At 69.5% G+C, this 11,326-nt stretch carries 12 protein-coding genes; 8 read left to right on the top strand and 4 right to left on the bottom strand.

Going from position 1 to position 11,326, the window contains the following annotated elements; translation table 11 throughout:
• Positions 1–41: 41 nt before the first annotated feature.
• Together tyrS and ACFWFI_RS34440 are read right to left on the bottom strand one after the other, a co-directional pair.
• Positions 42–1,310 carry a tyrosine--tRNA ligase gene (tyrS, locus tag ACFWFI_RS34445; RefSeq protein WP_387398116.1) on the bottom strand — a complete coding sequence of 423 codons (1,269 nt, stop codon included), beginning with the start codon at positions 1,308–1,310 and terminating at the stop codon, positions 42–44.
• 72 nt (positions 1,311–1,382) lie between these two features.
• The gene (locus ACFWFI_RS34440) at positions 1,383–2,780 is read right to left on the bottom strand and encodes a metallopeptidase TldD-related protein (RefSeq protein ID WP_387398114.1); all 1,398 of its coding nucleotides are present in this window, start codon (positions 2,778–2,780) and stop codon (positions 1,383–1,385) included.
• A gap of 365 nt (positions 2,781–3,145) precedes the next feature.
• Here ACFWFI_RS34440 and ACFWFI_RS34435 point away from each other — a divergent pair, with 365 nt between their 5' ends.
• Complete coding sequence (locus tag ACFWFI_RS34435; protein WP_387398112.1) at positions 3,146–4,324, top strand: tyrosine-type recombinase/integrase; 1,179 nt, start codon at positions 3,146–3,148, stop codon at positions 4,322–4,324.
• Positions 4,325–4,343: 19 nt separating this feature from the next.
• Here ACFWFI_RS34435 and ACFWFI_RS34430 read toward each other — a convergent pair whose 3' ends face one another.
• Positions 4,344–5,870: a TldD/PmbA family protein gene (locus tag ACFWFI_RS34430; protein WP_387398110.1), complete on the bottom strand. Its 1,527-nt coding sequence runs from the start codon at positions 5,868–5,870 to the stop codon at positions 4,344–4,346.
• A gap of 222 nt (positions 5,871–6,092) precedes the next feature.
• Here ACFWFI_RS34430 and fabG point away from each other — a divergent pair, with 222 nt between their 5' ends.
• From fabG to ACFWFI_RS34415, 3 genes are all read left to right on the top strand, one after another.
• The gene (fabG, locus tag ACFWFI_RS34425) at positions 6,093–6,812 is read left to right on the top strand and encodes a 3-oxoacyl-[acyl-carrier-protein] reductase (RefSeq protein WP_387398108.1); all 720 of its coding nucleotides are present in this window, start codon (positions 6,093–6,095) and stop codon (positions 6,810–6,812) included.
• A 5-nt stretch (positions 6,813–6,817) separates the two neighbouring features.
• Positions 6,818–7,585: an enoyl-ACP reductase FabI gene (gene fabI / locus ACFWFI_RS34420; RefSeq protein WP_387398106.1), complete on the top strand. Its 768-nt coding sequence runs from the start codon at positions 6,818–6,820 to the stop codon at positions 7,583–7,585.
• Between the two features lie 161 nt (positions 7,586–7,746).
• Positions 7,747–8,115 carry a hypothetical protein gene (locus ACFWFI_RS34415; protein WP_387398104.1) on the top strand — a complete coding sequence of 123 codons (369 nt, stop codon included), beginning with the start codon at positions 7,747–7,749 and terminating at the stop codon, positions 8,113–8,115.
• 9 nt (positions 8,116–8,124) lie between these two features.
• Here ACFWFI_RS34415 and ACFWFI_RS34410 read toward each other — a convergent pair whose 3' ends face one another.
• Positions 8,125–8,799 (bottom strand): FadR/GntR family transcriptional regulator, encoded by a 675-nt coding sequence (locus tag ACFWFI_RS34410; protein WP_387398102.1) that lies wholly within the window; start codon positions 8,797–8,799, stop codon positions 8,125–8,127.
• A 119-nt stretch (positions 8,800–8,918) separates the two neighbouring features.
• Between ACFWFI_RS34410 and ACFWFI_RS34405 the strand changes: the two genes are divergently transcribed.
• From ACFWFI_RS34405 to ACFWFI_RS34390, 4 genes are all read left to right on the top strand, one after another.
• Positions 8,919–10,190 carry a CynX/NimT family MFS transporter gene (locus ACFWFI_RS34405; RefSeq protein WP_387398118.1) on the top strand — a complete coding sequence of 424 codons (1,272 nt, stop codon included), beginning with the start codon at positions 8,919–8,921 and terminating at the stop codon, positions 10,188–10,190.
• Between the two features lie 17 nt (positions 10,191–10,207).
• Complete coding sequence (locus ACFWFI_RS34400; RefSeq protein ID WP_086010434.1) at positions 10,208–10,324, top strand: SGM_5486 family transporter-associated protein; 117 nt, start codon at positions 10,208–10,210, stop codon at positions 10,322–10,324.
• Between the two features lie 136 nt (positions 10,325–10,460).
• Entirely contained in the window at positions 10,461–10,667 is a 207-nt protein-coding gene (locus ACFWFI_RS34395; protein ID WP_387398100.1) for a hypothetical protein, read from the top strand.
• 100 nt (positions 10,668–10,767) lie between these two features.
• Positions 10,768–11,286, top strand: coding sequence for a SixA phosphatase family protein (locus ACFWFI_RS34390; protein ID WP_387398098.1), 519 nt, complete (start codon positions 10,768–10,770; stop codon positions 11,284–11,286).
• The last annotated feature ends 40 nt before the right edge of the window (positions 11,287–11,326 follow it).

The following is an 11,326-nucleotide window of genomic DNA, read 5'->3' as shown; positions in this document are numbered from 1 at the left end:
CGCATGACGCGTGACCGGCCGCGGTGCTGTGCTCGTCGGCGTCAGCCGGCCGTGACCTCGACGGCGGCCAGGTTCTTCTTGCCCCGGCGCAGGACCAGCCAGCGCCCGTGCAGCAGTTCCTCGTGAGCAGGAGCGCTCTCGCCGTCCGTGACCTTCGCGTTGTTCACGTAGGCCCCGCCTTCCTTGACCGTGCGACGGGCCGCGGACTTGCTGGCGGACAGCCCGACCTCGACCAGGAGGTCCACCACAGCGCCCAGCTCGGTGACCCGGGCGTGCGGCACCTCGGACAGGGCGGCGCTCAGCGTCGCCTCGTCCAGCTCGCCGAGCTCGCCCTGGCCGAACAGCGCCTTCGACGCCGCGATGACCGCCGCGCACTGCGCGCCGCCGTGCACCAGCGTCGTCAGTTCCTCGGCCAGCGACCGCTGCGCCGAACGCGCCTGCGGACGCTCCTCGGTGAGCTTCTCCAGCTCTTCGAGCTCCTCGCGGCTCTTGAAGCTGAGGATGCGCATGTACGTCGAGATGTCCCGGTCGTCCACGTTCAGCCAGAACTGGTAGAAGGCGTACGGCGTCGTCATCTCCGGGTCGAGCCAGACGGCGCCGCTCTCGGACTTGCCGAACTTGGTGCCGTCGGCCTTGACCATCAGCGGCGTGGCCAGGGCGTGCACCGCGGCACCCGGCTCCAGGCGGTGGATCAGGTCGATCCCCGCCGTGAGGTTGCCCCACTGGTCGCTGCCGCCCTGCTGGAGCGTGCAGCCGTAGCGCCGGTACAGCTCGAGGTAGTCCATGCCCTGGAGGAGCTGGTAGCTGAACTCCGTGTAGCTGATGCCCTCCTGCGACTCCAGCCGGCGGGCCACCGAGTCCTTGGTGAGCATCTTGTTGACCCGGAAGTGCTTGCCGATGTCCCGGAGGAACTCGATCGCGGACAGGCCCGCGGTCCAGTCCAGGTTGTTCACCATCGTGGCGGCGTTCGGGCCTTCGAAGGTGAGGAAGGGCTCGATCTGCCCGCGCAGCCGCCCGACCCACGCGGCGATGGTCTCCGGGTCGTTCAGCGTGCGCTCCGCGGTCGGCCGCGGGTCACCGATCTGGCCGGTGGCCCCGCCGACCAGGGCGAGCGGCTTCAGCCCGGCGAGCTGGAGCCGGCGCATGGTGAGCACCTGCACCAGGTGGCCCACGTGCAGGCTCGCCGCGGTCGGGTCGAAGCCGCAATAGAAGGTGACCGGGCCGTCCGCGAGAGCCTTGCGCAATGCGTCCTCGTCGGTGGACTGGGCGAACAGCCCGCGCCACTTCAGCTCGTCGACGATGTCCGTCACGGTCGTTTTCTCCTCTGAGGGTTCGACTGGGTTCGACTGGGTTCGATTGGTTGTCCGGTCAGTCTATGGGCGTCATACGCCCCGGCTGACCGAGCTCATGTGGAAGTCGGGGATGCGCAGCGCGGGCATCGCGGCCCGGGTGAAGTAGTCGCCCCACTCGCGCGGCAGCGTCTTCTCCGTACGCCCCGCCTCCGAGGCCCGGGACAGCAGCCCGACCGGCGACTCGTTGAACCGGAAGTTGTTCACCTCGCCGATGACCTCGCCGTCCTCCACCAGGTAGACCCCGTCCCGGGTCAGTCCGGTCAGCAGCAGGGTGGCCGGATCCACCTCCCGGATGTACCAGAGGCACGTCAGGAGCAGGGCGCGGCCGGTCGTCGCGGCCACCATCTCCTCGAGGGACCGCTCACCGCCGCCGTCCAGCACCAGGTTGTCCATCGAGGGGGCCACCGGCAGGTCCGTCAGCCCGGCGGAGTGGCGGGTCGTGGTCAGCCGCTCCAGCCTGCCGTCCTTGATCCAGTCGGTCGGAGCCAGCGGCAGCCCGTTGTCGAAGACCGAGGAGCCGTCCCCCGACGCGTGCGCGATCACGAAGGGGGCCGACTCCAGGCCCGGGGCGTGCGGATCGCTGCGCAGGGTCAGCGGCAGCTCGGAGAGGGTCTCGCCGATCCTCGTGCCGCCACCCGGCCGGGAGAAGACCGTCCGGCCCTCCGCGGCGTCCCGGGCGCCCGCCGACCAGTACTGGTAGATCAGCAGGTCGGCCACCGCGGTCGGCGGCAGCAGCGTCTCGTAGCGCCCGGCGGGCAGCTCGATCCTGCGCTCCGCCCAGCCCAGGCGCTGCGCCAGCTCCGCGTCCAGGGCCGCCGGGTCGACGTCCTTGAAGTCCCGGGTGGCCCTCCCCGCCCAGGCGGAACGGGTCCGGTCGGGGGACTTGGCGTTCAGCTCCAGCGTGCCGTTCGGCTGGTCGTGGCGCAGCCGCAGCCCCGTCGACGTGCCCAGATACGTCGAGTTCAGCTGGTGGTGGGCGAAGCCGTACAGCTCGCGGCCGCCCGCGCGGGCCCGCGCGAAGGCGTCGCCGAGCGCGGGGGCGAAGTCGGCGAAGACATCGGAGCCGGTCTCGGCCGGTCGTTCCGTGAAGTCGGCGGACACCGGGACCCCGGAGACCAGCGGCTGCGCGTCCTCGGCAGGCCCGGCACCGCGTGCGGCGGCCTCGGCGGCCCGCACCAGCGGCTCCAGGTCGTCGGCGGTGACGGCCGAGCGGGACACCACTCCGGATGCCGTTCCCTCCGCGCCGTCCACCGTCGCGATCACGGTCAGGGTCCGTCCCCGCGTGACACCGTTCGTGGTGAGCGCGTTGCCGGCCCAGCGCAGATTGGCGGAGGAGTTCTCGTCCGCGATGACCACGCAGCCGTCGGCGGTGGACAGCTCCAGTGCGCGCTCGACGATCTCGTACGGCTTGCTGTTTCGCCTACTCATCGACTGTCTCCAGTGGTGTGGACATGAGGATTACCGTGGCCGGGCCGTCGTGTCCCGCAGCAGGCCGACATCCTGGGTGCGCCGTGTCGATGATGGCAAGGCGTCAGCTGAGAGAAGCGGCTTTTCCGCCGCGAACCCGGCGGTCTCGTCCTGCCGGGCGGGTTGATTATTGATGTGGAACTGCATATCGCATTCATGTTCGATGTGAACTCTGTCGAGTGAGGGGTGAATTGGAGATTCGGTGTCGCGTGCATACCTTCGTAGTGGTGCGTAGCCAATCGATATGCATGAGGTGAATGTGCGTGGCGGCTATCAATCACGAAGCCTGCAACTGCCCCGGGCGTAGGAAGCCTGACTGTGCTCACTTGACGTACCGCGTGGTGTTCCGCGAGGCAGGCGTGGTGCGTGAGATTCCGTTCAAGCGGTTGGAGGATGCGGAATCCTTCGCGCTCGGGGTCGAACGGCGCAAGGACTTGGGGGCACGACTCGACCCTGCGGCGGGGCGGAGGGCCTTCGCGGACGTCTGGGGCGAGTGGGTCGAAGCCGGGGTTCTTGAGGAGTCGACAAGGCGGAACTACCAGAGCGTCTATGACAACCACTTCGGGCAGACATTCGGATCCATCGAGATGGCCGATATCACACCTGCTGATATTGAAGGGTGGGAGGCGGAGCAGCGGATACGTGGCTATGCGGAGAACGGTGTCAACGGTCGTAAGAACGTGCTCTCGTCTGTATTCAACTACGCGGTGACGGCCGAGATCATTGGTCGGAACCCCTGCCGCAAGGTGAATCCTCACCGGCGCGCCGGGAAGCCGTTGACCCCGATCGCCGACGCTGACATCCCAGCCATGGAGGAGGTGATGGGGATCATTGCAGAGGCCCCGAAGCTGATCCGTGCCGGATTCTGGGCGATGGCTGGATGCGGGATGCGCCCGGGCGAGGCCCTGGCGGTGTCTGATGCTTCGATGAACTGGGATCGCGGCATCATCGCGGTGGACCATCAGGTGTCGGCGTACGGGTGCCAGGAGATTTCTGGATCTCGCCGCGGTGTAAAGCGTGGCACGAAGAACCGCGCCTCGGGCGAGGTGCGAAGGGCTCCTGTCCCTCACTCCATCCGCCAGGTCTTCGACGATCACGTCGACGCGTACGGAGTGTGGGGGGACAGGGGGTGGTTCTTCGAATCTCCGCGTCTGAATGACCGGCACCCGTCGTACGACTGGTTCCTGGCCCAGTTCAAGGAGGCCGCCACGAATGCAGGGACCCCGCAGTACACCCCCAAGAGCTTCAGGCACTTCTTCGTCTCCGAGGCGATCCACTCCGGTATCCCTCTCTTCGAGATTGCCGCGTGGGTGGGACACCGGACTACCCGCACGACGGAACTGATCTACGGACATCTGGTGCGAAGGTCGATGCACCAGGGCGCGCTGGTGATGCACAACCGCCTTGGGCTGGATTTCGCGTCTTCGCGGGGGAGTATCCCGTTGCTGATGCCGAAGTCGCCCGTCGATGACGCCAACGCCGACGTCTGGGGCGACGCCGTGTGAATGCATCTCGCGCTGCCGGTCATGAGCGCCCGGACTCGTCAGAGGTGTTGAGGATGTTCACGCCTCGGAACACTGCTGTCGGGCATCCGTGAGAGACGGCTGCAACCTGGCCGGGCTGAGCCTTCCCGCAGTTGAACGCTCCGCCGAGGACGTATGTCTGGGGTCCGCCGACTGCCGTCATCGAGCCCCAGAAATCAGGGGTCGTTCCCTGGTAAGCCACGTCCCGGATTTGGCCGGCGAGACGGCCGTCCCGGATCGCATATGCCCGTTGCTGAGTAAATTGGAAGTTGTACCGCTGCATGTCGATGGACCACGACCGGTCGCCGACCACGTAGATCCCACGCTCCACCCCGCCGATCAGGTCCTCCGTGGAGAGCCCGCCCGGATCCGGCTGCAGGGACACGTTCGCCATGCGCTGTACGGGGACGTGCTCCGGGGAGTCGGCGTACGCGCACCCGTTGGACCGCCCCAGACCCGTCAGCTTCGCGATCCGCCGGTCCGTCTGGTAGCCCACCAGCGTCCCGTCCTTGACCAGGTCCCAGGACTGCGCCTCGACGCCCTCGTCGTCGTAGCCGACCGTCGCGAGCCCGTGCTCGGCGGTGCGGTCACCGGTCACGTTCATCACCGGGGAGCCGTACGCCAGCTTCCCCAGCTGGTCGAACGTGGCGAACGACGTCCCCGCGTACGCCGCCTCGTAACCCAGGGCCCGGTCCAGCTCGGTCGCGTGGCCGATGGACTCATGGATGGTCAGCCACAGATTGGACGGGTCGACGACCAGGTCGTACGTCCCCGCCTCGACGCTCGGCGCCCGCATCTTCTCGGCCAGCAGCCCCGGGATGCGCTCCAGCTCGGCGTCCCAGTCCCAGCCGGTGCCCGTGAGGTACTCCCAGCCCCGTCCCACCGGCGGAGCGATCGTCCGCATCGAGTCGAACTCGCCGGTCGTCCCGTCCACGGCCACCGCGGTCAGCTGAGGATGCACCCGCACCCGCTGCTGGGTGGTGACCGTGCCGGCCGTGTCCGCGTAGAACTTGTTCTCGTGGACCGTCATCAGCGAGGCGTCCACGTGCGCGACCCCGTCGGCCGCCAGCAGCCGCGCGCTCCACTCGGCGAGCAGCCCGGCCTTCTCCGCGTCCGGCACCTCGAAGGGGTCGAGCTCGTACGCCGACACCCAGGTCCGCTCGCCGTGCACCGGTTCGTCCGCCAGCTCCACCCGCTCGTCGGAGCCCGCCGCCGCGATCACCTTCGCCGACAGCTTCGCCATGGCGACGGCCTGCGAGGCCACCTTCGCCGCCGCGTCCATCGTCAGGTCCACCCCGGACGCGAAACCCCACGCCCCGCCGTGCACCACCCGGACCGCGTACCCGGTGTCGGTGGTGTCCGACGTCCCGGACGGCCGGGCGTCCCGCAGCCGCCAGGAGGCGCCGCGCACCCGCTCGAACCGGAAATCCGCGTGAACGGCGCCGAGCGCACGGGCGCGGGCGAGCGCCGCGTCGGCGAGGGCACGGAGCGGCAGGGCCAGGAACGACTGATCTACCTCGTGGGCCACGCGGGCCTCCCCTTCTCCACCTCTGAAAATGTCTCCGCAGTGAATCATGGGGGGTCGCGGCGTCCCCGTGCCCGGGTTTTACGTTGCCGTGGTCCGGGCCGGACCATTCTGTAGGGATCCAACAGTCGAGGCACGGCGGCGCTGTCAGAGGACGATTCCTTGGTTGAGCAGTGGTACCGATAGGTTTTCGATGTACCAGACCGTCAAGGAAAGGGTGATCCGTTGAGCCGCTCGGTTCTCGTCACCGGAGGAAACCGGGGCATCGGCCTCGCCATCGCCCGCGCCTTCGCCGACAACGGCGACAAGGTCGCCATCACCTACCGCTCGGGGGAGCCGCCGCAGGCGCTCACCGAGGCGGGCGTCCTCGCGGTCCGGTGCGACATCACCGACACCGAGCAGGTGGAGCAGGCCTACAAGGAGATCGAGGAGAAGCACGGTCCCGTGGAGGTGCTGGTCGCCAACGCCGGTATCACCAAGGACCAGTTGCTGATGCGGATGTCCGAGGACGACTTCACGTCCGTGCTCGACACCAACCTCACCGGCACCTTCCGCGTCGTCAAGCGGGCCAACCGCGCGATGCTGCGCGCCAAGAAGGGCCGTGTCGTCCTGATCTCCTCCGTCGTCGGCCTTCTCGGTTCGGCGGGGCAGGCCAACTACGCGGCGTCCAAGGCGGGCCTGGTCGGCTTCGCCCGGTCGCTGGCCCGTGAGCTCGGCTCGCGGAACATCACGTTCAACGTCGTCGCACCCGGGTTTGTCGACACCGACATGACCCAGGCGCTCACCGATGAGCAGCGCAAGGACATCGTGTCCCAGGTGCCGCTCGGCCGCTACGCGCAGCCCGCTGAGATCGCCGCCGCGGTGCGCTTCCTCGCGTCCGACGACGCGTCGTACATCACTGGAGCCGTCATCCCCGTTGACGGCGGATTGGGCATGGGTCACTGATCACCATGAGCGGAATTCTCGACGGCAAGCGCATCCTCATCACAGGTGTGCTGATGGAGTCGTCCATCGCCTTCCACACCGCCAAGGTGGCCCAGGAGCAGGGCGCCGAGGTCATCCTGACGGCCTTTCCCCGGCCGACACTGACCGAGCGCATCGCCAAGAAGCTTCCGAAGCCCGCCAAGGTCATCGAGCTCGACGTGACCAGCGACGAGCACCTGGACCGGCTCGCCGGCCTGGTCAAGGAGGAGCTCGGCTCGCTGGACGGCGTCGTGCACTCCATCGGCTTCGCGCCGCAGGACGCGCTCGGCGGCAACTTCCTGAACACCCCCTTCGAGTCGGTGGCCACCGCGATGCACGTCTCGGCGTTCTCGCTGAAGTCGCTCGCCATGGCCTGCAAGCCCCTGATGGCCGAGGGCGGCTCCATCGTCGGACTCACCTTCGACGCGCAGTTCGCCTGGCCCCAGTACGACTGGATGGGCCCGGCCAAGGCCGCGCTGGAGGCCACGTCCCGCTACCTCGCCCGTGACCTGGGCAAGGACAGGATCCGCTGCAACCTGATCTCGGCCGGACCGATCGGCTCCATGGCCGCCAAGTCCATCCCGGGCTTCGGCGAGCTCGCGGACGTCTGGAACCACCGGTCCCCGCTGGAGTGGAACATGGCCGACCCGGAGCCGGCCGGCCGCGGTGTCGTCGCACTGCTCTCGGACTTCTTCCCGAAGACGACGGGCGAGATCATCCACGTCGACGGCGGCGTGCACATGATGGGCGCCTGACCGCTCACGGTTCACCGACGGCCGCGTACCCCCTCACCGGGGTGCGCGGCCGTCGCGCGTGTCCCGCCGGCTCTGTCCGCGCTCAAGTCGAAAAGATGGCCGTTCCACCGCAGAATGTGGAGGAACCGGACTTTTGGTCAGGCTGTGGGGAGGAGATCGCTGTGCGCTCCACACGTCGCCGAACCTGGGCCCTGCTCGCAGCGGCGGCCGTCGTCGCGGGGCTCCTGGCCCCGGTGGCCGTGAGTGCGGCCAACCGGGCGGGGAGCGGAGCGGCAGCGCCCCTCGCACCGGAACCGGAGCCCTCGGGTGCGGAATGCCGCACGTCGGTCGAGGGCTCCCGGGTCGTCGCCTACTGCCACAACCCGTACCCCACGACCGATCTCGTCCAGCTCCACACCGAGTGCGCGCGGTGGTGGGACGTCGATGCCGACGGCAGCGCGGTCGCGGTGCAGCCGGGCCGGACGGTCAAGCTCGAGGACCGCTGCTGGAAAGAGGTCGGCTCGGCCTGGGTCAGCCACTCGGTGTCTTGAGGATCCCGCTCAGACCCGCTCCCGCAGGCAGTCCATCGCGTGGGCGGCGGCCTCGGCGGCCGCCGTCTCCGCGTCGCCGGCCCGGATCGCCTCCACGAGCCGCGCATGGTCCATGAGCTTCTCCGGCCCCAGTTCCGGGCCCACGTCGTCGCGGAGGTAGTCGCGGAGCAGGTCGTTCAGGTCGGCGTACAGCTCGGTCAGTACGTCGTTGTGCGAGGCGGCGACCACGGCGAGGTGCAGGGTCGCGTCGGCCGCCACGAACGCCTCCGCGTCCCCGGACGCCCAGGTCTCCTCGCGCCGCGCCATCAGCGTGTCCAGCTGCCGCAGGTCCCGGTCCGTGCGCCGTAGGGCGGCGAGCCGGGCGGCCGAGGACTCCAGCGTGGAGCGCAGCTCGGCGACATGTCGGGGGTCGGCGTCCGCGAACCGGCGTTGCATCACCCCGGCGAGCTCGCTGGTCGCCACCACGTACGTGCCGGAGCCCTGGCGGATGTCCAGCAGTCCGTTGTGCGCCAGGGCGCGCACCGCCTCGCGCACCGTGTTGCGGGCGACCCCGAGCTGCTCGACAAGCTCGGGCTCGGTGGGGATCCGTGAGCCGACGGGCCACTCGCCCGCGGTGATCTGGTTCCTCAGCTGGGCGATCACCTGATCGGCGAGAGCCGAACGCCGCGTGGACGTCAGAGCCATGGTGCTCCTTGCTCGTGTTCCGGAAGGGGTGGTCCGGGAGGTGCGGGCCCGTCGGACGTCTCTCCGATTGTCTCAGGGGGAGAACGGGAGTGGACAGTCAATCATCCCATGATTCTATGATGGGTCTCATGCGCCACGACGAGACCCCGACCCTGAGCCCTCCCGCAGCCCCCAGCACCCCCGCGCCCGGAACGCCCGCGCCCGGACCTTCCCCCTGGGTGCTGCGGATCGTCACCATCGGCCTGGTCCTCGCCGCGCTCAACCTCCGCCCCGCCATCACCAGTCTCGGCCCCCTCCTCGAAGAGGTCCGGGACGGACTGCACATGAGCGGCAGCGTCGCCGGTGTCCTCACCTCCGTGCCGCCGCTCTGCTTCGCGCTGTTCGGCTTCATGGCGCCACGACTGGCCCGCCGGTTCGGTCCCAGTGCCGTGGTCTGCGCCGGCATGGTCGCCATCACCGCCGGACTGCTGCTGCGCCCCTTCTTGGGCGGTACAGCCGGGTTCCTCGCCGCCAGCGCGCTCGCCCTGATGGGGATCGCGGTCAGTAACGTCCTGATGCCTGTCATCGTCAAGCGCTGGTTCCCCGACCGGGTCGGCACCGTGACCGGCCTCTACTCGATGGCCCTGGCACTCGGCACCGCCCTCGCGGCCGCCCTCACCGTGCCCCTGACGGACGCGCTGGGCGGCAGCTGGAGGACCGGGCTGGTGGTCTGGGCGGCCCTGGCCGCGGTCGCGATCCTGCCCTGGGTCCCGTTCCTGAAGGACCGCGGTGACGCGTCCGGGCAGGCCGCCGGAGCCCCGGCTCCCCCCGCGCTCCGGATCACCCGGAGCCGTACGTCCTGGGCGCTCGCCTGCTTCTTCGGCCTCCAGGCCACGGCCGCGTACATCACGATGGGCTGGATGCCGCAGATCTTCCGTGACGCGGGGCTGTCGGCGGGCACCGCGGGTGTGCTGCTCGCCGTGACCATGGCCATGGGCGTACCCCTCGCCTTCGTCATCCCCCGGGTCGCCTCGCGGCTGCGGACACAGGGCCCCATCGTCCTCGTCCTCAGCGGCTGCGGCCTTCTCGGCTACGCGGGCCTCTATTTCGCCCCGGCCGGCGGCGCCTGGCTCTGGGCGCTGCTGCTGGGCGTCGCCAACTGCGCCTTCCCGCTCGCACTCACCATGATCGGGATGCGTTCGCGGAGCGGCGCCGGGGTGGTCAGGCTCTCCGCCTTCGCGCAGTCCACCGGCTATCTGCTCTCGATCCCCGGCCCGCTGCTGGTCGGGGTGCTCTACCAGCACAGCGGCGGCTGGGGCCTGCCGCTCGTCCTCATGGCGGGGCTCCTCGTGCCCCAGACGGTCGCGGGAATGCTCGCGGGGCGGGACCGGACGATCGAGGACGAGTGCTGAGATGCGAGACTGTGCCCATGCCAGTGCTCGATCCGAATCCCCAGAACGGCCAGAAGAAGCTTCTCCTCGTCTTCGGGACGATGCTTCTCATCTCCGTAGTCATCGGTGTGATCGCCACGATCGCCTCCCCCTGACCCCCGGGGGTGGGGCCAGCCCCCCTGTCCCCTAGGGGGCCAGGTTCAGGGTCGAGTGGGTGGGTCACCGGATGGGACCGCCGCCGGCCGGCCCGTAGGTTCTGGGTGACACAGCCGAGGACCCACGGAGGCGGACATGGCGGCCCGTACGCACACCCGGACTCACCGCCCGGCCACGGACGCCGTCGAGGTCCGGCTGCCCTGGTGGGCCGTCGCGCTGCCCGCCCTCGCCTTCGCCGCGCTCCTTCTGCTGATCGTGGAACCCGGCCAGGCACACGCGGCGACCGGCGACCCCGCGATCGGTCGGCTGCTCGGACACATCCTGGGGCTGCTGCCCGCCTGACCGGCGCCGCGCGCACCCCGGGCGCCCGTCGTTCACCCCCAGCGGGCGAGCACGTCAACACCCTGCGCCCGGAGGCGCAATTCGTGCGAAGCTGAGTTGTATGAGCGCCGATACACCTCGCAGGATCGTCCTTCTCAGGCATGCAAAGGCGGAATGGTCGCAGCAGTCCGACCATGAGCGGCCACTGGCGGAACGGGGCAGGAAGGACGCCCCCGTCGCCGGCCGCAAGCTGGCCGATTCGGGAACCGTCTTCGACCTGGCTCTGTGCTCCACCGCCACCAGGACCCGCGAGACCTGGAAGCTCGCGGTCCACGAGTTCGCGCACCGCCCCAGGACCGTGTACGAGGAGAGGCTGTACGAGGCCTCCCTCGGCGAATTGATCGCCCTGTTCGACGAGACCCCCGACGACGTGCAGAATCTGCTGGTCATCGGCCACAATCCCGGCATGCACGGTGCCGCGGACGCGCTCTCCGGCAGCGCCGAGGGCGACGCCCTCGCCCGCATGACCAGGGACGGCTTCCCGACCGCCGCCTATGCCGTGGTCGAGTTCTCCGGCTCCTGGAAGGGCCTGGAACACGGTACGGGCAAGCTCGTCGAATACTGGACGCCGAACGACTGAGCGCGGCGTGCGAGAGGGGCGCCGGCCCCCCGCGGGGCGG

Source organism: Streptomyces sp. NPDC060209, from assembly GCF_042728155.1.
In the GTDB taxonomy this organism is placed as follows: Bacteria; Actinomycetota; Actinomycetes; order Streptomycetales; family Streptomycetaceae; genus Streptomyces.
This window is presented reverse-complemented; position numbering and strand designations above follow the sequence as displayed.